General features: G+C 58.5%; 16 protein-coding genes. 14 read left to right on the forward strand and 2 right to left on the reverse strand.

What is annotated here, in order from left to right; translation table 11 throughout:
* The first annotated feature begins 5 nt into the window (after positions 1-5).
* The 3 genes from RHM62_RS08050 to RHM62_RS08060 are packed head-to-tail and all read left to right on the forward strand — an operon-like array spanning position 6 to position 5,863.
* Entirely contained in the window at positions 6-4,811 is a 4,806-nt protein-coding gene (locus RHM62_RS08050) for a pilus assembly protein (protein ID WP_322124994.1), read from the forward strand.
* A 33-nt stretch (positions 4,812-4,844) separates the two neighbouring features.
* A complete protein-coding gene (locus RHM62_RS08055; protein WP_322124995.1) occupies positions 4,845-5,219 on the forward strand; it encodes a type IV pilin protein in 375 nt (124 codons plus the stop codon).
* Between the two features lie 38 nt (positions 5,220-5,257).
* Complete coding sequence (locus tag RHM62_RS08060; RefSeq protein WP_322124996.1) at positions 5,258-5,863, forward strand: TonB family protein; 606 nt, start codon at positions 5,258-5,260, stop codon at positions 5,861-5,863.
* A 14-nt stretch (positions 5,864-5,877) separates the two neighbouring features.
* On the opposite strand, the gene RHM62_RS08065 is transcribed toward RHM62_RS08060, so the two are convergent.
* The gene (locus RHM62_RS08065; RefSeq protein WP_322124997.1) at positions 5,878-7,659 is read right to left on the reverse strand and encodes a diguanylate cyclase; all 1,782 of its coding nucleotides are present in this window, start codon (positions 7,657-7,659) and stop codon (positions 5,878-5,880) included.
* Positions 7,652-7,861: a hypothetical protein gene (locus RHM62_RS08070; RefSeq protein WP_322124998.1), complete on the reverse strand. Its 210-nt coding sequence runs from the start codon at positions 7,859-7,861 to the stop codon at positions 7,652-7,654. The genes RHM62_RS08065 and RHM62_RS08070 overlap by 8 nt, the downstream gene beginning before the upstream one ends.
* 47 nt (positions 7,862-7,908) lie before the next feature.
* On the opposite strand from RHM62_RS08070, the gene rraA reads away from it, so the two are divergent.
* From rraA to trpB, 11 genes are all read left to right on the forward strand, one after another.
* On the forward strand, positions 7,909-8,403 hold the full coding sequence (gene rraA, locus RHM62_RS08075) for a ribonuclease E activity regulator RraA (RefSeq protein ID WP_322125356.1): 495 nt from the start codon (positions 7,909-7,911) through the stop codon (positions 8,401-8,403).
* Between the two features lie 88 nt (positions 8,404-8,491).
* Positions 8,492-9,598: a chorismate synthase gene (aroC, locus tag RHM62_RS08080; protein ID WP_322124999.1), complete on the forward strand. Its 1,107-nt coding sequence runs from the start codon at positions 8,492-8,494 to the stop codon at positions 9,596-9,598.
* A gap of 132 nt (positions 9,599-9,730) precedes the next feature.
* Positions 9,731-11,131 (forward strand): 3-isopropylmalate dehydratase large subunit, encoded by a 1,401-nt coding sequence (gene leuC / locus RHM62_RS08085; protein ID WP_322125000.1) that lies wholly within the window; start codon positions 9,731-9,733, stop codon positions 11,129-11,131.
* Between the two features lie 60 nt (positions 11,132-11,191).
* Positions 11,192-11,296: an entericidin A/B family lipoprotein gene (locus RHM62_RS08090; RefSeq protein ID WP_322125357.1), complete on the forward strand. Its 105-nt coding sequence runs from the start codon at positions 11,192-11,194 to the stop codon at positions 11,294-11,296.
* Between the two features lie 98 nt (positions 11,297-11,394).
* Positions 11,395-12,042 (forward strand): 3-isopropylmalate dehydratase small subunit, encoded by a 648-nt coding sequence (gene leuD, locus RHM62_RS08095; RefSeq protein ID WP_322125001.1) that lies wholly within the window; start codon positions 11,395-11,397, stop codon positions 12,040-12,042.
* A gap of 55 nt (positions 12,043-12,097) precedes the next feature.
* On the forward strand, positions 12,098-13,168 hold the full coding sequence (gene leuB / locus RHM62_RS08100; RefSeq protein WP_322125002.1) for a 3-isopropylmalate dehydrogenase: 1,071 nt from the start codon (positions 12,098-12,100) through the stop codon (positions 13,166-13,168).
* A 50-nt stretch (positions 13,169-13,218) separates the two neighbouring features.
* The gene (asd, locus tag RHM62_RS08105; protein ID WP_322125003.1) at positions 13,219-14,355 is read left to right on the forward strand and encodes an aspartate-semialdehyde dehydrogenase; all 1,137 of its coding nucleotides are present in this window, start codon (positions 13,219-13,221) and stop codon (positions 14,353-14,355) included.
* Positions 14,356-14,546: 191 nt separating this feature from the next.
* The gene (locus RHM62_RS08110) at positions 14,547-17,384 is read left to right on the forward strand and encodes a FimV/HubP family polar landmark protein (protein WP_322125004.1); all 2,838 of its coding nucleotides are present in this window, start codon (positions 14,547-14,549) and stop codon (positions 17,382-17,384) included.
* Positions 17,385-17,487: 103 nt separating this feature from the next.
* Positions 17,488-18,273: a tRNA pseudouridine(38-40) synthase TruA gene (gene truA / locus RHM62_RS08115; protein WP_322125005.1), complete on the forward strand. Its 786-nt coding sequence runs from the start codon at positions 17,488-17,490 to the stop codon at positions 18,271-18,273.
* 14 nt (positions 18,274-18,287) lie between these two features.
* Positions 18,288-19,028 (forward strand): phosphoribosylanthranilate isomerase, encoded by a 741-nt coding sequence (locus RHM62_RS08120; protein ID WP_416172300.1) that lies wholly within the window; start codon positions 18,288-18,290, stop codon positions 19,026-19,028.
* Positions 19,029-19,066: 38 nt separating this feature from the next.
* Positions 19,067-20,386: a tryptophan synthase subunit beta gene (gene trpB / locus RHM62_RS08125; protein ID WP_322125006.1), complete on the forward strand. Its 1,320-nt coding sequence runs from the start codon at positions 19,067-19,069 to the stop codon at positions 20,384-20,386.
* Positions 20,387-20,426 lie beyond the last annotated feature (40 nt).

The following is a 20,426-nucleotide window of genomic DNA, read 5'->3' on the forward strand; positions in this document are numbered from 1 at the left end:
ATATCATGTCCATCCAAACCCGTCTGATCCGCCGGCCCCTTCCTCTGATGACGTCGGCTTTGGTCGTCGCCCTGCTGCTCCCCGCTTCGACGGACGCCGCGCCGCTGGCGCTGGCGACTGCCCCGCTGTACACCACAAGTGCGGTCAAGCCGCAAGTGATGATCGACATGTCGAAAGACCAGCAGCTGTTTTTCAAGGCCTATAACGATTATTCCGATCTGCTTGGCGACGGGGTGATTCAGACCACCTATACCAATAATGTGGAGTACTACGGCTATTTTGATTCAGCCAAGTGCTATGACTATTCCACCGCACGCGGTCGCTTCGAACCGGCTGCAATGGCAGTGACTCACTATTGCACCGGGAAGTGGAGCGGTAATTTCCTGAACTGGGCGACGATGTCACGCATGGATGCGGTGCGCAAACTGCTCTACGGCGGTATGCGCGCGACCGATGGGGCAGAAACGGTGCTCGAGCGTTCGTTCCAGCCTATGGATGCCCATTCGTGGGCCAAGTATTACAACGGCCCCGACTTGTCGCAGCTGACGCCGTTTTCGGTGGCGCAAGATGTTGGCACGTCGCTGCAAAGTACCTCGTCGCTGGAGATCAGCGCTGGCCTGAAGTCACCGGTGACGACAACAACTTGGGGCGACGTGGCGCTGGGCGACCAGGTGCGACTGACGGCAATAAATCGGGATGGTACCGACGCGGCGGCCGCGGCTTTCATGGTCGGCTGGGTCTCGTCAGTAGGAGATCGCTTGCAGATTAACGTACCGAGCAATGGCATTCCGAGTGGTGGTTCGGGAACCTACTCCCGGTGGACACTGACCAATCTGACGCGAACCGGCGTGACCTTGTGCAATGTGACTCCGAACGATACAACGGCTCCAAACCGGTATTCGCAAAACAATAGTGCCGCGCCGCAAATTCGTGTTGCCAGAGGCAACTACGCATTATGGGCATCGAATGAGCGCTGGCAATGCAACTGGGCCGAAGAGCATGCGAATACGCAGGGCGAGTCCGGTTCGTCCAACGGCAACGTGCCTCTTGTGTCCGGGATGAATTCATCGGCGGATAATCCGAAGCGTGCCAGCCGTGGCCTGAACACGACCGTGGCACCATCGACTACCGGCGAATACATCGCCCGCGTTCAGGTTTGCGTAGCGGGTCTGCGCGAAACCGAAAAATGCAAGCGCTATCCCGACGGTACCTACAAGCCGATCGGGTTGCTTCACACCTATGGCGATAGCGACAGTAATTTGATGCAGTTCGGAATGATGAGTGGCAGCTACCAGAAGAATATTTCGGGGGGCGTACTGCGCCGCAATGTGGTTGATTTTGCCTCGGAGGTCGATGGGGCACTGCCAACTTCCAACGGCAAGTTCAGCAGCGTCAAGGGCATCGTCTACAACATGAATTTGTTGCGCTTGTATGGCTACGATTATGGCGATGGCACGTATATCGCCAATGACGGTTGTACGTTTCAGATGCCCGGCCTGGTACAAAGCGGCGGCGGTACCAACCTGGGAGATTTCGCGAATGAGGGAAATTGCTCGAGCTGGGGCAATCCGATGTCGGAAATTTACCTTGAATCGCTGCGCTATTTTGCAGGAAAATCGCCCACGTCCAGCTATGGCTATCCGGCCGGCAGCAAGGACGACAGGATTGGTCGACAGGGCAACCAGACCTTGGGCTTGACCGTTGAAACCTGGGTCGACCCCTTGACCGTGAACAATTATTGCTCGGCATTGAATACGCTGGTCTTCAATCCCAGCGTGTCGTCGTATGACGGTGATCAGATGGGCGGCATAAACGATCTGGGCAGCACGCTCAGCGCGGCAGACTTGACAACCCAGATCGGTATCACGGAAGGCATCAACGGCAACAAATGGTTTGTCGGTAGTAATGCCGGCAGCGCTAGTAGTGCCGACGGTCTGTGTACGGCGAAGACGGTCAACGGGCTGGGTCTGGTGGCAGGTCTCTGCCCGGAAGGTCCCGGAACCAAGGGGACATTCCAGATTGCCGGTGCCGCCTGGTACGCCCATACCAACCGGATCCGCTCGAGGCCGGATCCCGTCGCCGCGGCCGTGCCGGCTGCCGATACGAAGTCGTTGAAAGTGACCACCTACGGAATCCAGCTGGCCGGCAGTACGCCGAAGATCAACCTTGTTGTCAATGGCAAGCCGGTCGTTCTGCTACCGGCTTACCGGATGAACGCCGGGGGCAGAGGCATCTACAGCTCCGGCACCCTTGTCGATTTCAAGATCATTTCGCAGACCCCGACCAGTGGGTCGTTCTATGTCAACTGGGAAGACTCCAGTCAGGGTGGTGACTTTGACCAGGATGTCTGGGGCATGCTGAACTACGTCATTTCGGGAAATACCCTCAAGATCACCACGGGGATCGTCGGTGCCTCGTCCATCAACGGGCAGGGTTTCGGGTATGTTATTTCAGGTACGGACAAGGATGGTCCGCATTTTCACTCTGGTGTCTACGGCTACTCGTTCACAGATCCGACCAACCTGACGGTGACGCCGGCCGGTAGCTACCTCAACGCTTCCGGTGGCTGCAACGCGTGCGCCGGAAGCCTGAATCCACCCACTACGGCTACTTATCAGGCTTCGGGTGAGGTGTCGTTCCAGTTACAAGATCCCCTGTTCTACGCCGCAAAATGGGGGGGCTTTATCGATGGTAATGGTAATGGCAAGCCCGACAATGTATCCGAATGGGACACCCGTCTGAGCAATGGTCGGCAAGGCTCGGATGGGATTCCCGATAACTATTTCTATGTCACTAATCCGGCTGCACTGGAGGTTTCGCTGCAACGTGCTTTCCAGTCCATTTTGCTCAATGCCTCGTCGGCATCGGTGGCCAGTAGCTCGACATCCCTCAATACCGGTGCGCATATTTATCAGGCACGTTTCAATCCGTCGGACTGGTCCGGGCAATTGCAGGATTTTCCGATCGATCGAAATGGCGTGGTTGCGCCAACCCCGCTCTGGGATGCGGGAGCCGCGTTGAATGGCCGGTCGCCGGCGTCGCGGGTGGTTCTTAGCTATAACGGCTTACCGGACATGCTCGGCGAAGGTGGAATTGCGTTTAATTGGGCAGCTTTGCCGGCACCCTACAAGTCGGCGCTCAATATCAATTCCGGGGCAATTAATGATGGCCGGGGCGAGTTGCGACTGAACTGGATCCGTGGCAACCAGACTCTGGAAGGCACGGCCTTCGACGCGTTTCGCGTGCGTCGGACGTCCGTGCTTGGCGATATCGTTAACTCGAATCCGCAATTCGTCGGCAAGCCTGACGGCGGCTACGCCGATCCGGATTATCCGGGTTTCATTTCGACATGGTCAGCGCGCACACCGATGGTCTATGTCGGCAGCAACGATGGAATGCTCCATGGATTTTCTGCGACGGACGGCACCGAAAAATTGGCATTTGTCCCATCGCGCCTGATGCCGGTGCTGTCGCGATTGCCGGACCAGGGACTAGCCCATTCCTATCTGGTAGACGGCACGCCCATCGTGCGGGATGCCAAGGTCAACGGGGCCTGGAAAACCTTCCTGGTCGGCGGTCTGGCCAGCGGCGGACCCAGCGTGTTTGCGCTGGACGTCACCGATCCCGACAGTTTCAGCGAAGCTGCGACCAAGGCAGCCGCCATCGTCCAGTGGGAATTTACCGACGCCGTCGATGCGGACCTGGGCTTCACGTTCGGCCAGCCATCGATCGTCAAGATGGCAAATGGTCGCTGGGCTGCGGTGTTCGGCAACGGCTACAACAACACCTCGAGCGGCAACGCGTTTTTATACATCGTCTTCCTCGACCGTGCTGCCGGTAAAAAAACCTGGACGGCTGGTGTCGACTACCTGAAGCTGGCGACGGATAGTGCGATCGGTTCGCCGGCCACGCCGAACGGCTTGTCGGAGCCATTGCCGGTCGATGTCGATGGCAATGGCATGGTCGATGCCGTCTATGCCGGCGACCTGCGCGGCAACATGTGGAAGTTTGCGCTCAGCAATGCCAATTCATCGGCCTGGGGAGCCGCTCAGTTGCTCTACACGGCCAAATCGGCCAGCGGCGTCGCGCAGCCAATCACCTCCGCACCTGATGCAATACGCAATCCTGCCGGTGGCTACATGGTCACCTTTGGTACCGGCCGCTATTTGCAGCTCACGGATACCAGTGATTTAACACCACAGACGTTTTACGGTATTTGGGACCCGGACGGCGTCACTGGAGCCACGAGTGCGACGGATCGCTCGGTACTGGTCAGGCAAACCATGCTTGCCGAGGTCACTGCCAGCGCCACTGACTTTACCGCGTATCGTCTGAGCTCCAATAACCTGGTCAATTACCCGGCGCAAAAAGGCTGGTACCTCGATTTGCAGACGCCGTCATCGCCGTTGCCGCAGGGGGAGCGGGTCATTTTCAATCCGGTAATTCGCGGTGGCCGGGTGATCTTCACCACCCTGATTCCGTCGTCGACGGCCTGTGTCTTCGGCGGTGATGGCTGGCTGATGGAGCTCGATGCGGTCAGCGGCAGCCGTCTGGCGGTCACGCCTTTTGATGTCAATAAGGATAACCAGTTTTCTGCCGCCGACTACCTGAAGGCCAGCGCCACAAGTGATGCCATTCCGGTCAGCGGCAGGCGTTCGACGATCGGGATCCCGTCGGCACCGACGATTTTGCGGGCCGAGCCGAAGCGCGAATTCAAGGTCATGTCGGGGTCGAAAGGCACTGTCGAGAGCGTGCTAGAAAACGCTGCCGGTTCCAGTGGCCGCTTGTCGTGGCGCGAAATCATGCGCTAAGCGATGAACCTCGATAACCCGGCAGGAGGCGTGATGACAGAATCAAATCGTAATGGCTTCACACTAATCGAACTGATGATTACCGTGGCGGTGATCGCGATCCTGGCAGCGGTGGCTTATCCGTCTTATGTCGAGCAGGTCAACAAGTCCCGGCGTGCTGAAGGGAAGTCGGCGATCTTGCAGACTGCGTCGCTGCAGGAGCGTTTTTTTACGCTCAACAACACTTACTCGACAACGCTGGTGGCACCGAGCACCCATTACGCGATCACGGTGATCAATCCGGCCACGGACAGCTACTTGATCACGGCAACGCCGAATTTTGCCGACGCGAAGTGCGGTACGCTGACCTATAACCAGCTCGGCACGCAGACCGGGGGCGGTTCTGCGGATGTGGCGTATTGCTGGTGACGTGCAGTGATACCGGCGTTTGTTCGGGGCGGTTTTCAGTGAGTCGTTTTCTGGCAGGGCTGGTGATCATCCTGCTGCACGGCGTCTTCTGGCTATTGCTTGAGACCCGCATGCCGCCGCGTCATCCTGCCTCTGATGCGGTCCTCATGGTGCAGTTGCCGGTAACGCCTCCAGCGCCGCTGTCAGCGTCGCCGGTGGCTGCGCTGGCGCCGCCTGTATCGTCGGCGTCAGCGCCGGCTTCCCCGCTGTCACTGCCAATTGCCCAACCTGTGGTGGATATCCGGGAAGTGTTATCCGACGACTTGCTGCAGTACGATGGTGGCGGTGATGGCTATTCGGGTGCACTGGAAGTCGATCAGCGTGTTCGCGCACTGGCCGACCTGCAGCCCGTTTATCCGCCGTCAGCTTTCAAGCTGCGCGAACACGGCCGGGTGCTGGTAGAAATTCTGATCAGCGAGCAGGGCGGCATCGACGTACTGCGCATCCTGGCGGCAACACCCGGATTTGCGGCCTCGGCCCTGACGGCATTTGACGGCATGCACTTTGATCCGGCCATGCGCGGGGGACGTCCTGTCGCATCACGTCTGCTGGTCGAGCTGGTCTACCGTCTTGACGAACACATCGCCGTCGTGACGGGGCGGTGAGTTCAGGCAGTTCGTCAGTCGCTGATCGCCACCAGCGCGCGGTTGCGGCCGGCTATCTTGGCCGCATACAGGGCCGTGTCGGCGCGCATCAGCAGCTCGTTGCGGGTTATCCCGTGATGCGGATATTCGGCCACGCCGGCTGAAAACGTGCAGCCTGTCAGCGTGTGGGTGCCGTGGCTGATCACTAGACTGCGGTACGCTGCGGCAATTGTCGCGATCTTGTTGAGGGCAGTCTCGCCATCGGCATCGCGCAGCAGTATGCAGAATTCTTCCCCGCCGTAGCGGCACAGCATGTCGCTGCCGCGCAGGTTGGCCTCGACCAGCCGTGCAAAACGGATCAGCACTTCGTCGCCGAACGGATGGCCATACGTATCATTGACGCGCTTGAACAGATCGAGATCGACGATGACGACGGCGATCGGAAAACGACCGCTTGATTCGTGCAGCACGGCATTGAGGCAGGTTTCAAAATGCCGCCGGTTGTACAGGCCCGTCAGATGATCGCGGATCGCCTGTTCCTGCAACGAGCTTTGCAGCGAATTGACGTGGTGGATCTGATGCGTCAGTTCCTTGTTGAGGTCTTCCAGTTTCTGGTTATCAGCTTCGCGCGCCGCCTGTTTGGCCAGCGCGCTGTCGCGCTCTTCCTTGAGGTCTTTCATCTCGGTTTCGAGATGGCGCATCAGCAGGCGCGAGTCGCGCGCGGACTTGCTGCTGGCTTCGGCATGCGACTGATACTGCTCGAGGTAACCATAGGCGTTTTGCCATTTGCCGAGCTTGGCATGGATGCCGGCCAGGCCCTTGTAAATCTGTTGCTGGTAAAACGGGTTGCGCGTCGTATTGAGCAGACTGCGCGCGTTTTCCAGCGCTGCCAGCGCTGCGCGGGTGCGACCTGCCGCCATGTCGAGCATGCCGCGTACCAGCCAGGCATGCATCTGTTCTTCATGATCGTCGTTGATCAGCGCAAATTGCTGGGCCTGGTTCAGCAAGGTCTCGGCGTCATCGAGTTTGAGTAGCAGGATGGAGGCGTGCGCGCCCAGGCTATGGATAAACGCCTTGTCGGCCGGATCAATCTCGGCGATGTCGAAAAATGGCGTGATTTCCTGCAATGCTTCTTGTGCCTTTCCGGTGGCCAGCAAACACATGGCCAGATTGCCCGAGACCAGCGGTTGCTGCGAATACAGTCCTTCGTTGCGGATGATATCTAGCGCTTCGCCCAGCAGCGGAATGGCGTCCTCGTCATTGCTCAGATCATGCTGGCAGGATGCCAGATTCGACAGCATGTTGACCCGGTGCGAGGCGGTGCCGAAGCGTTCGGCAATATCGAGTGCCAGCAAAAAATTGCGTGGACCGGCGCTGATGTCGCCACGACTGAGCGCGTCGATACCGAGCCGGTTGTAGAGCGAGAATTTATTGAGCGAATCGGGAATCTGACTGGCCAGCCTGCGCGCGTTATCCAGATATCTGGCAGAGCGCACGAAGTCGCCGCGCCGCGTCGCGATGGCACCCAGACAGACCGAGGCAGTCATCCCGCCTTCGGCATCATTGAGGCTCTGGAACAGGGCGGGCAGGGGCTTGCACATTGCCTCGGACTGTTCGAATTCGCCGGCATGGAATAACACTGACAGCAAATTCAGTCGGGCATGGGCACTGCCGCGCTGATAGCCAATGCGCTCGGAATGGGCAAGCGATATACCGGCCAGCCGGTTCGTTTCGTTGCGATTCGAGGCCAGGCACGATAAAGCCTGGCGGTTGAGCCGATCAATCTCGGGCTTGTCGAGTTGTTCGTTGTCAGACACCGGCACCACTCCTGATGGCAACTGCACTGTGATCTACCTTTGGACTGACCGTCGTCGCGGTGATGCCCTGGGTCGGGTTGTTCCAGAAAATTGTGCGCTTATAGTAACGAAGATTGATATTGATGCCGAGAAATTTTGGAAATGCTCCAGGTTTGTTCAGCAAAACAATGATTTCGCGGTGTCTCAATAATGCGGTCGGCACGGCGACACGGGTATGCTGGGCGGCATCTTACCCAACGAAAGATGATGATGAAATTTTCCAGTTGCGACCTGTGTGATGCCCATGAAGACTTGCTCCGGCTTGGCACATTGCAAGTGCTGCCTCCCGTCTTTCAACGCTACGGACAGGCACCGGCGTTCAGCGGACCAGCCTTCACATTAAAGGTCTTCGAGGACAATGCCCTGGTGCGTTCCGCGCTCGAGCAGCCCGGCCTGGGCCAGGTTCTGGTCGTCGACGGTGGTGGCAGTCTGCGCTGCGGCATGGTCGGTGGCAAGCTCGCAGCGCTGGCCGATACCAACGGCTGGAACGGCATCATCGTCTTTGGTTGTGTGCGTGACGTTGATGAACTCAATGCCGGTGCGGTCGGTATCCGCGCACTTGGCTTACACCCGCAACGTAGTGCGCGCAAGGGGCTGGGCGACGCCGGCCTGACTGTTGCGATCGCCGGTGTGATGGTGCGGCCCGGCGACTGGATTTATGCCGATGCCGACGGCGTGTTGGTCAGTCAGGAGCCGCTGAGTTGAACATGGTGGCAGCGCGCTGAAAATCCATCCGGGAATCCGGTGACGGACTGCTAAAATTGGGGCTTCCTTTTTTTCTCGCCCACAGACTATGTCCGGCAATACCTTCGGCACTTTATTTACCGTCACTACGTTTGGCGAATCCCACGGTCCGGCCATTGGCTGCGTCATTGATGGCTGTCCTCCCGGCATGTTGTTGTCGGAGGCGGACATCCAGCCCGAACTCGACCGGCGCAAGCCGGGCACCTCGCGGCACGTAACGCAACGGCAGGAGTCCGATACCGTCGAAATCCTGTCGGGTGTTTTCGAAGGCCGTACAACCGGCACCCCGATCGCCTTGTTGATCCGCAACGAAGACCAGCGCAGCAAGGATTACGGCAACATCACCGAGACCTTTCGTCCCGGTCATGCCGACTACGCCTATTTCCAGAAATACGGCATCCGTGACCCGCGGGGTGGTGGCCGCTCGTCGGCACGCCTGACCGCGCCCGTGGTGGGTGCTGCGGCGATCGCCAGAAAATGGCTGTTCGAACAATACGGCACAACGTTTCGCGGTTGCATGAGCCAGTTGGGCGACATCGTGATTCCGTTCGAATCCTGGGAACATGTCGACCGGAACCCGTTTTTTGCTGCGAACACCAGCGTGCTGCCGCAGCTCGAGGCGTATATGGATGCCCTGCGCAAGGATGGCGATTCCTGCGGAGCGCGCATCGATGTCGTTGCAGATAACGTCCCGGTCGGACTGGGCGAACCGATCTACGACAAGCTAGATGCCGAGATTGCGTATGCCTTGATGGGCATCAACGCCGTCAAGGGTGTGGAGATTGGCGCCGGCTTTAAATCGGTCGTCCAGAAAGGCACCGAACATGGCGACGAGCTGACACCACAAGGGTTTCGCAGCAACAATGCGGGTGGCGTGCTGGGCGGGATTTCGACCGGCCAGGCGATCACGGCATCGATCGCGATCAAGCCGACATCGTCTATCCGCAGCCCGCGCGATTCAATCGACAAGAACGGACAGCCGATCAAGGTCGAAACTTTTGGTCGCCATGATCCCTGCGTTGGCATCCGTGCCACGCCGATTGCCGAAGCGATGCTGGCGCTGGTGCTGATGGACCACGCTTTGCGCCATCGTGCCCAGTGTGGCGATGTGCAGGTGACGCTGGCGGCGATTCCGGCATCCGCAGCGCCGGGCTGATACCGGCGCAAAAGGGGCGTAGTAGCCGGCCGGGGGAGGCGGTTTTGCGCGAATTTCGCTACGCAACTATGGCATAATCGGGATCCGATTTTCTTCGCTGAAGCCGCACCCGAAAACGGTGCGTAGCGCGCCATGGCTCAAACACTCTACGACAAACTCTGGGATTCTCATGTGGTCGACACGGCCAGCGACGGTACGACGATCCTTTATATCGACCGCCATCTGGTTCATGAAGTCACCAGTCCGCAAGCCTTCGATGGCCTGAAAATGGCCGGTCGCCAGCCATGGCGACTCTCCGCCAATCTGGCAGTCGCTGACCACAATGTACCGACCACCGACCGTGCCCAGGGTATCGCCGATCCGACCTCGCGCCTGCAAGTCGAGACCCTCGATGCCAATGCCAAGACCTACGGTCTGACCTATTTCAACATGGCCGACAAGCGTCAGGGTATCGTCCACGTGATCGGTCCCGAGCAAGGCGCGACCTTGCCCGGCATGACCGTCGTATGCGGCGATTCGCACACCTCGACCCATGGCGCTTTCGGTTGTCTGGCGCACGGCATCGGCACCTCTGAAGTCGAGCATGTGCTGGCTACCCAGACCCTCCTGACCAAAAAATCGCGCTCGATGCTGGTCCAGATTGATGGCGCGCTGCCACGGGGCGTCACGGCAAAGGACATTGTGCTGGCTGTGATCGGCCAGATCGGCACGGCCGGCGGCAATGGCTACGCGATCGAATTTGCCGGTAGTACGATCCGGTCGCTGTCGATGGAAGGTCGCATGACGGTCTGCAACATGGCCATTGAAGCTGGCGCCCGCGCCGGCATGATCGCCGTCGATGACACCACGATTGACTATGTCAAGGGGCGGCCGTTGTCGCCGGTCGGACCGCACTGGGAGCGCGCCGTCACGTGGTGGCGCACGCTGCACAGCGATGCCGGTTCGCGCTTCGACCTGGTCGTGACGCTTGACGCCAATCAGGTCAAGCCGCAGGTGACCTGGGGCACATCACCGGAAATGGTGGTCGCGATCGATGACCGGGTGCCGGATCCGGACAAAGAAAAAGACCCGACCAAGCGCGACTCGATGGAAAAAGCGCTGGCCTACATGGCTTTGAAACCCAATACCGCAATCGCTGATATCCGCATCGACAAGGTATTCATCGGATCATGTACCAATTCGCGTATCGAAGATTTGCGGGCCGCGGCAGCGGTCGTGCGCGGCAAGTTTCGCGCCTCCAATGTCCGGCTGGCGATGGTGGTGCCGGGCTCCGGTCTGGTCAAGGAGCAAGCCGAGCGCGAAGGTCTCGACAAGATATTCCGCGCTGCCGGTTTCGAATGGCGTGAGCCGGGTTGCTCGATGTGCCTGGCCATGAATGCCGACCGGCTCGAACCTGGCGAGCGCTGTGCATCGACGTCGAATCGTAATTTTGAAGGCCGGCAAGGTGCGGGTGGACGTACCCATCTTGTCAGTCCCGCCATGGCTGCAGCGGCAGGCATTGCAGGACATTTTGTTGACGTTCGCACCTTATAGTTCGCAGTTAAAAAAGACGGGGAGCAGGGAATGCATAAAACGAGCAAAACCATTGCACTGATGCTGGTGCTTGCCAGCTTCATGCTGTCTGGTTGCAATACGATCAACGGGCTGGGCAAGGATGTCGAGCGCGTTGGTGAAAAAGTACAAGGCGCGTCCCGTTAAGACACGCTGTTTCCAGTGGTCGGCATGGTGCCGGATGGTGCCATGCTGATTGCCTCAACCCAGTTGCACGCCTGAACGTCATTGATTGCTGACTTCACATGAATAAATTTAACTTGCATGACGGCCTGGTTGCTCCGCTGGACCGCGCCAATGTCGATACCGACGCCATCATTCCCAAACAATTCCTGAAATCGATCCAGCGCACCGGTTTCGGCCCGAACCTGTTCGATGAGTGGCGTTATCTTGACCACGGTGAGCCAGGTCGCGACAACTCGCGCCGCCCGCTGAATCCGGATTTCGTGCTGAACCAGTCGCGATACGCCGGCGCCTCTATCCTGCTGACCCGCAAGAACTTCGGTTGCGGTTCCTCGCGCGAGCACGCGCCGTGGGCGCTCGACCAGTACGGCTTTCGCGCCATCATTGCGCCAAGTTACGCTGACATCTTCTTCAATAATTGCTTCAAGAACGGCCTGCTGCCGATCGTGCTGACCGAAGCGCAGATCGATCACCTGTTTGACGAAGTGCGTGCTTTTCCGGGCTTTCGTCTTGTTATTGATCTTGAGCTCCAGCTTGTCAGCACCACGAACGGCAGCGAAAGCTTTCCATTCGAGGTCGATACCTTCCGGAAGTATTGCTTGCAAAACGGTCTCGATGACATCGGCCTGACGCTGCAACAAGCCGACAAGATCCGCGCGTTCGAAGAGCGTCATCTGGCTGACAAGCCCTGGCTCACCAACGCGATCTGACGCTTTCTTTTTGCAGCCGGAGGCACTCCGGTTGCCTATTTTTACCAGGCACACTATGAAAATTGCAATCCTGCCGGGCGATGGTATCGGCCCGGAAATCGTCGCAGAAGCCGTGCGCGTCCTCAATGTGCTGGGCGAACAGTTCGAGATGGAAACGGCACCGGTCGGCGGCGCTGGTTATGAAGCGCACGGTCATCCGTTGCCGGATGCAACGTTGCAGCTGGCCAAGGACGCCGATGCGATCCTGTTCGGCGCGGTCGGCGACTGGAAATACGACAAGCTGGAACGCGCACTGCGTCCCGAGCAGGCCATCCTTGGTCTGCGCAAGACCTTGGGCCTGTTCGCCAATTTCCGTCCGGCGATCCTGTATCCGGAACTTGCAGGCGCCTCGACGTTGAAGCCGGAAGTGGTATCCGGGTTGGATATCCTGATCATTCGTGAACTCACCGGTGACATCTATTTCGGCCATCCGCGCGGTGTAAGGACGGCTCCTGACGGCGCATTCAAGGGCGAGCGTGAAGGTTTTGACACGATGCGCTACGCCGAGACCGAGATCCGCCGGATCGCCCACGTGGCGTTCCAGGCTGCACTCAAACGCGACAAGCGCCTGACCAGTGTTGACAAGGCCAACGTGCTCGAAACCGGCCAGTTCTGGCGCGATATCGTCACCGACGTGCATCGTGAATACCCTGCCGTTGCACTCGATCACATGTATGTCGATAACGCAGCGATGCAACTGGTACGTGCCCCGAAAAAATTCGATGTGCTAGTCACCGGCAACATGTTTGGCGACATCCTGTCCGATGCAGCAGCAATGCTGACCGGATCGATCGGCATGCTGCCCTCGGCATCGCTGGATGCGAATAACAAAGGCTTGTACGAGCCATCCCACGGTTCGGCACCGGATATCGCCGGCAAGGGGATCGCCAATCCGCTGGCTACTATCCTGTCGGCGGCAATGATGCTGCGCTTCTCGTTGAATATGCCGGCGCAGGCGGACCGGATCGACGCGGCAGTGAAATCGGTGCTGGCGCAAGGGTTGCGTACTGCCGACATTCACGAGGCAGGCACTACGCTGGTGGGTACACAGGCGATGGGCGATGCAGTGGTCAAAGCACTTAATTGATATCGGTCAAATACGGCGGGCATGTTCCGCCTTACGTTTAGGAAATGACAATGAAACTTGTAGGCTTGGTAGGTTGGCGCGGGATGGTTGGTTCGGTACTTTTGCAACGCATGCAGGAGGAAGACGATTTCGCACATATCGAACCGGTATTTTTTTCGACCTCGAATGCGGGCGGCAAAGCGCCGGCATTGGCACGCAACGAAACAACGCTGAAAGACGCCAGTGACATCGATGCCCTGAAAAAATGCGACATCATCCTGACGTGCCAGGGTGGCGATTACACCAGCGAAATTTTTCCGAAGCTGCGTGCTGCCGGCTGGAACGGGTATTGGATTGATGCGGCTTCGACACTGCGCATGCAAAACGACGCGATCATTGTGCTTGATCCGGTCAACCTCGATGTGATCAAGGCCGGACTGCAGCATGGCATCAAGAATTATGTCGGAGGCAATTGCACGGTGTCCTGCATGTTGATGGGCCTTGGCGGCTTGTTCCGGCATGACCTGATTGACTGGGTGAGTTCGATGACGTATCAGGCAGCATCCGGTGGCGGTGCGCAGCATATGCGTGAGCTGTTGACCCAGTTTGGCGCAATCAATGCCGAAGTCAGGTCATTGCTCGACAATCCGGCAGCGGCGATCCTCGAAATTGATCGTAAGGTACTGGCGAAGCAGCATGCAATGACTGCCGACGAAACAAAGCATTTTGGTGTTCCGCTGGCAGGTAACCTGATTCCCTGGATCGACAAGGATCTTGGTAATGGCGTGTCGAAGGAAGAGTGGAAGTCTGCTGCCGAGACCAACAAGATACTCGGTCGTGGCATTGCGTTCGGTGCTGCTGCGCAACCGGTGATTCCAATGGACGGTTTGTGTGTCCGGGTTGGTGCCATGCGTTGCCATTCACAGGCACTAACGATCAAGCTTAAGAAGAATGTTCCGCTGGATGAGATCAGTGAGCTGATCGCCAGCAATAATCAGTGGGTCAAAGTGGTGCCGAATACGCGCGAAGCATCGATGGCTGATCTGACGCCGGCAGCCGTCACGGGTAGTCTGACGATTCCCGTCGGACGGTTGCGCAAGATGGAGATGGGCCCGGAATACCTATCTGCATTTACGGTCGGAGATCAATTGTTGTGGGGGGCTGCGGAACCATTGCGTCGGATGTTGCGGATTGTTCTGGAGCATTGACCGGGATTTTCCCTGGCTGCGTGTTGTTTGGCTGCCCAAACGTTTTAGGGCGGCGGATGTTTGCTTTTGCAGATGACATGGTTGCGCTTGCGTGACCCTAGTCGTGATGCTATGTTAAAAGTTGCTCAAGAAAAATGATAATGAATGACAGTTGGTGTACAGCATCGACTGCGCCAAGGGAACGCCAACCTATGTTAGCCAAAATGCCTTCACCGCACGCCCGTAACTGCGACACATCCTCGTCCTCCTCTCATCTGGCCACGTATGCCCTCAAGACACTTTGTGCGGCAGTCCTGGCGACAACGCTTTTATCAGGCGCTAATGCGGCCGGGTTGGGGCGTCTGACAGTACTGTCAGCGCTAGGTCAGCCACTGAGTGCTGAGATCGAACTGACCTCGGTCAACAAGGAAGAGGCCGGTACGCTGGTCGCAAAACTGGCAAGCGCCGAGGCATTCCGGCAAGCCGGCATCGAGCTCAATCCTGCTGTTCTGGCGATGCGGTTCGCCGTCGAGCAAAGCGGTGGGCGTCAGTTCATTCGGGTGACGTCGGCGCAGTCGATCAACGAGCCGTACGTGGATCTGCTGCTTGAGCTCGAAGGTGCCAATGGACGTCTGGTGCGCGAGTACACGTTCCTGCTCGATCCGGCCAATCTGCGCAGTGCGCAAGTCAATGCGGCAAGTTCGGTGCAGGGCCGGGTGCCATCCTCCGTGCCAGTGGCACCAACTTCCGCGCCGGCAGCGACAAGCACGGTTGGTGCTGGTGCTGGTGCTGGTGCTGGCGCCTCACCGGCTCCAGGCAGATCCCGGCCTGCGGCCGCTCCGGCAGCACCGAAAACGACTTACCAGATCAAACGCGGCGACTCGCTTACGCAGATTGCCCTCCAGACACGTCCAGCGGGCGTGTCACTCGACCAGATGCTCGTTGCGCTGTATCGCGCTAACCCGGCAGCTTTTGCCGGCGAGAACATGAACCGGATGCGGACAGGCGAGATACTGACCATCCCGACAGCCGATGCCTCGCGCGGGACCGACGTGGAGGACGCGCGGGGTGTCGTGGTTGCGCAAACGCAGGATTTTAATAGTTACCGTAGCAAGCTTGCGGGTCAGGTGGCGACATCGGTACCCCAAAGGGAGTCCGAAGCAAAGCAAAGCGCCGCAGGCAAAATCTCCTCGAAGGTCGAAGAAGCCAACAATGCGGCTGCCGAATCCAGGGACAAGCTGAAATTGTCGAAGGCCGGTGTGGCTGGCGTAGTGTTGCCAAAAAATGCCAGTGTCGGTAACCCTGAAGACAGCATCGCCAAAGACAAAGCGCTGGTCGAAGCGAACAGTCGGGTGCGTGACCTTGAAAAAAATGTCGCGGATCTGCAAAAGCTGCTGGAGTTGAAGAACAAAGATTTGGCCGAGCAGCAAAAAAAGGCGGATCTCGCTGCGAAGCCCGTGCTGCAAACAGTGCCACCAGCGGAGGTCGTGCCTGTGACACCAACAGGCGTCACACCTGTCGCTGTGCCACCACCGACGATCGTGGAAGAGAAGAAAATCGAGTCGCCGATCAGCGTAACGCCGCCTATCGTCGCAGCTCCGGTGGAAGAAGCTGTTGCGAAGCCGGCCACGCCCGTTCCTCCGGTTATCGTTCCTGCCGTTTTGGAGGCCAGTCTGATTGATCGCCTCGTCAGCAATACCTATCTGCTGCCGGGACTGGGCCTGCTGTTGGTCGCGCTGGGGGGATTCGGCATACTCAGCTCGCGTAGAAAGAAAAAGAACCAGCAATTTGAAAACAGCCTGCTGACGGATTCGAACCTGAAAACAAACTCTATGTTCGGCTCGACCGGTGGTGCGAGCGTCGACACGAACAACAGTGTTTTCAATTCGAACTTTGCGCCTACATTCAGCCAACTCGACGCGAACGAGGTAGATCCTGTCGCGGAAGCCGATGTGTATATCGCTTACGGAAGGGATGCGCAGGCGGAAGAAATTCTGAAAGAAGCTTTGCGCAACCAGCCTGAGCGCGATGCGGTACGACTCAAGCTGCTGGAAATTTATTCGAACCGCAAGGACGTTGCCGCTTTCGAGTTGATGGCTACCGAGCTGTTCGGGAGAACCAAGGGGGAAGGTGAGGACTGGGCGCAGGCCGCTTCGCTGGGTATTGCGCTGGATCCGAACAATCCGATGTATGCGGGGGGCAAGGCTCCCGAAGCATCCTCGACATTGCTGGCGGCTGATCTTGGTGCGCCGACGCGGCCTATGGAAGATCTGGACCTCGAGGCCTTGCTGGCAGCAACGCAGACCAACATGACGGATCCGTTCGGTAGTGAGGCACCGGAGCCGGTTGCGGTGCCTGAGGACTCTGTTCCTCCGGCGCGGGCAACCGAGACCCCACCTGTGGTTGATGACGGGCTCGATTTTGACCTCGCTGGTTTCGACCTTTCTCCCCTTGGATCTGAAGGCATGTCTGCTGACTCGTCCAAAGCTGTAATTGACGAGCCCGCCGCCAAAGTGGCGGATAAACAGTCGGACAAGTACGACGAGCTCTCGATGGATTTTGATGTGCCTGAGCTGGCGTCAAACGAGCGCATGTCGATTGATTCGGGGACGACCGATGTGATTGATTTTCCCGATGCAGATGTCGACGTTCCGGGAACGCCCGATCCGGCATTGACCGGAGTGGTATCTCCTGCATCAGAGATGCTTGGCGATGCACCCTTTAAGGAAGACCGTCGGCTGTCAGCGGACGCGCCTGATCCGCTCGATTTCGATTTGTCGGGCATCAGTCTCGATCTTGATCCGGACAAGTCAATGGAGGCTTTAAGCGGATCCGCGGCTCTACCAGGCAATGACGCTTCCGTCTCTGTTGCGGGGTCCGAAGATAACCTGCTGAACGAACCCGAGATGGCAACCAAGCTCGACCTCGCAATTGCCTATGAAGAAATTGGCGACAAGGAAGGTGCCCGCGAGTTGCTGGACGAAGTCATCAGCGGCGGTTCCAACGAGCAGGTCCGCCAGGCGACAGCGATGCGCGCCAAGCTCGGCTGACGCAACGCGCTATGCTGACGGGCGCAACGCATCGCGTTTGCGCCCGTTTGTTTTTTAACTGACAGGTTTTGCCGCCAAGGCGGTGTGCGGGCATGAAGCGGACATGAATTTGAAACGACTGGTTCTCGGGGTACAGTACGACGGCACGCCATGGCATGGCTGGCAAACCCAGTTGAGCGGTAACACCGTGCAAGACCGCCTGCAACAGGCATTGTTCAAGTTCACGCAATCCGATATCACGACGCATTGCGCCGGACGTACTGATACCGGCGTCCATGCGATCGAGCAAGTGGTGCATTTCGATACGCCGCTGGATAGGCCGATATCGTCCTGGGTGCGGGGTCTCAATACCCATTTGCCGCCATCGATTGCGGTGCGTTGGGCCACCGTCGCCAGGCTGGATCCGCAACACGAATTCCATGCCCGCTTCAGTGCACGATCGCGCACCTACCACTACCTGCTGTACAACAACCCGATCCGGTCGCCACTGTGGAACGACAAGGCCGGCTGGGTATTTCGACCACTTGATCTCGACCGGATGCGCGAGGCTGCGCAGTCACTGATCGGGACGCACGACTTTACGGCCTTCCGTTCAGCGGATTGCCAGGCGAAATCACCCGTAAAAATGATGCACGAAGTTGCCCTGACGCGGCGCGACGATCTGATTGTCATCAAGCTGCATGCGAATGCGTTTTTGCATCACATGGTGCGCAATCTGGTGGGTTCTCTGATCTATGTCGGCACGGGACGCCAGCCGGTGGATTGGCTGTCGGAATTGATCCTGCAAAAGGACCGCCATCTTGCGGCACCGACTTTCAGCCCGCATGGCTTGTACCTGGCTAAAATCGATTACGATCCGAAGTGGGAATTGCCACAGACACCCGCTTAGGCATTCGCGCACTATTGACCCGACCGACCCGTCGGTGTTGCGCCGGCTACTCTGCCGCGGGTCATTTTGAAAAGAAACCGCTCTCAATGAATCACCGTACCCGAATCAAAATTTGCGGCTTGACCCGCGACGACGATGTGACTGCCGCGATTGCCGCCGGTGCCGATGCGATTGGCCTCGTGTTCTATCCGCCCAGCCCCCGTCACGTCACTGCAGCGCAGGCCGCGATGCTGTTGCGTCATGTGCCTCCGTTTATTACCACGGTTGGCCTGTTCGTCAATGCGACCGTCGCAGAGGTTCAGCAAGTGCTGCGGGTAACGCCGCTGTCGCTGCTGCAATTTCACGGTGACGAGACCCCCGGGCAGTGCGCCGAGATCGCCGCTGCCGTCAATCGCCCTTACCTCCGGGCACTCCGGGTCGGCGCGCAAACAATTGCCGAAGATTTGCTAGAATGCGAGCAGTCCTATCGAGCCACCGGTGCGCTGTATTCCGGCTTGTTGCTCGATACCCTGGCAGATGCTTATGGTGGTACTGGAAAGGTTTTCGATTGGTCTCTCATCCCAGAAGAGCTCGCACCTCGGGTCGTTTTAAGTGGTGGCTTGAGCGCGCACAACGCCACTGATGCGGTCGTTCGCGTCCGTCCCTTTGCAGTCGATGTCAGCAGTGGCGTCGAAGTCGCCAAGGGCATCAAGGACGCCGCCGCAATCCACCGCTTTATCGCCGCCGTGCGACTCGCCGACACCATGCCGGCCTGAGCACGACGCACCAGACAACGCCTTACCCGGGAATACCCATGACACTCACTACACTTGCCGCACAACAAGCCGCCCATCCGGCCGAAGCCTACAACCTGCCGGATGTCCGGGGCCACTTCGGCCCGTACGGTGGCAGCTTCGTCTCCGAAACACTGACCCATGCACTCGATGAGCTGAAAGCGGCCTATGCGCGCTACAGCAACGATCCTGAATTCCTGGCTGAATTCGAAGACGACCTGAACCATTTTGTCGGGCGTCCAAGCCCGATCTATCACGCCAAGCGCTGGTCCGAAAAAATGGGCGGCGCGCAGATTTATTTCAAGCGCGAAGACCTCAACCATACCGGCGCACACAAGATCAACAACGTGATCGGCCAGGCGCTGCTCGCAAAACGCATGGGCAAGCCGCGCATCATCGCCGAGACCGGTGCCGGTCAGCACGGCGTCGCCACCGCGACGATCTGCGCCCGCTTCGGCCTTGAATGCATCGTCTACATGGGTAGCGAGGACATCAAGCGCCAAGCCCAGAATGTGTACCGGATGAAGTTGCTGGGTGCCACCGTGGTGCCGGTCGAGTCCGGTTCGAAAACCCTGAAAGACGCACTCAACGAAGCGATGCGCGACTGGGTCACCAACATCGAAAACACCTTCTACATCATCGGCACCGTCGCCGGTCCGCATCCGTATCCGATGATGGTGCGTGATTTTCAATCGGTGATCGGTAACGAATGCCTTGAACAGATGCCGGTGATGACCGGTCGCCAACCGGACTACGTGATGGCCTGCGTGGGTGGCGGATCCAACGCGATGGGTATTTTTTATCCATACATCGATCACCACGACGTCCAGTTGATCGGTGTCGAGGCGGCCGGCGAAGGCATGGAGAGCGGCAAGCATTCGGCGTCGCTGCAACTGGGTACGCCGGGTGTCTTGCATGGTAATCGGACGTATTTGCTGCAGGATGAAAACGGCCAGGTCACGGAAACCCATTCGGTCTCGGCCGGTCTCGACTATCCGGGCGTCGGTCCCGAGCACGCGTGGTTGAAAGACATCGGCCGCGCGCAATATGTCGGTATCACCGATGACGAAGCACTGCAGGCATTCCATGACTGCTGCCTGATCGAGGGCATCATTCCGGCACTCGAATCAGCTCATGCGCTGGCGTATGCAGCGAAGCTGGCAGCCACCCTGCCCAAAGACAAGACCATCCTGGTCAACCTGTCCGGGCGTGGCGACAAGGACATGCATACCGTGGCCGAACGCATGGGCATGAACTTCTACTGCCGTGAATCCTGCGCTGTCGGCGCCGCTGCGGTCGAGGCCGCCAACGCGGTCAAAGTCATCACTCTGCATAAGTAAGACGCAGCCGGCATGCGCCTGGCCGTTGGCCGGGCGCAGC

It is taken from the genome of Actimicrobium sp. CCC2.4 (genome assembly GCF_034347385.1).
Lineage (GTDB): Bacteria > Pseudomonadota > Gammaproteobacteria > Burkholderiales > Burkholderiaceae_D > Actimicrobium.

Bases quoted from the DNA above. Each gene is read 5' to 3' on its own strand.
- leuD (WP_322125001.1), top strand. From the start codon at position 11,395: ATGAATAAATTTAACTTGCATGACGGCCTGGTTGCTCCGCTGGACCGC.
- leuC (WP_322125000.1), top strand. From the start codon at position 9,731: ATGGCTCAAACACTCTACGACAAACTCTGGGATTCTCATGTGGTCGAC.
- trpB (WP_322125006.1), top strand. From the start codon at position 19,067: ATGACACTCACTACACTTGCCGCACAACAAGCCGCCCATCCGGCCGAA.
- truA (WP_322125005.1), top strand. From the start codon at position 17,488: ATGAATTTGAAACGACTGGTTCTCGGGGTACAGTACGACGGCACGCCA.
- RHM62_RS08050 (WP_322124994.1), top strand. From the start codon at position 6: ATGTCCATCCAAACCCGTCTGATCCGCCGGCCCCTTCCTCTGATGACG.
- asd (WP_322125003.1), top strand. From the start codon at position 13,219: ATGAAACTTGTAGGCTTGGTAGGTTGGCGCGGGATGGTTGGTTCGGTA.
- RHM62_RS08055 (WP_322124995.1), top strand. From the start codon at position 4,845: ATGACAGAATCAAATCGTAATGGCTTCACACTAATCGAACTGATGATT.
- leuB (WP_322125002.1), top strand. From the start codon at position 12,098: ATGAAAATTGCAATCCTGCCGGGCGATGGTATCGGCCCGGAAATCGTC.
- rraA (WP_322125356.1), top strand. From the start codon at position 7,909: ATGAAATTTTCCAGTTGCGACCTGTGTGATGCCCATGAAGACTTGCTC.
- RHM62_RS08090 (WP_322125357.1), top strand. From the start codon at position 11,192: ATGCTGGTGCTTGCCAGCTTCATGCTGTCTGGTTGCAATACGATCAAC.
- RHM62_RS08110 (WP_322125004.1), top strand. From the start codon at position 14,547: ATGTTAGCCAAAATGCCTTCACCGCACGCCCGTAACTGCGACACATCC.
- aroC (WP_322124999.1), top strand. From the start codon at position 8,492: ATGTCCGGCAATACCTTCGGCACTTTATTTACCGTCACTACGTTTGGC.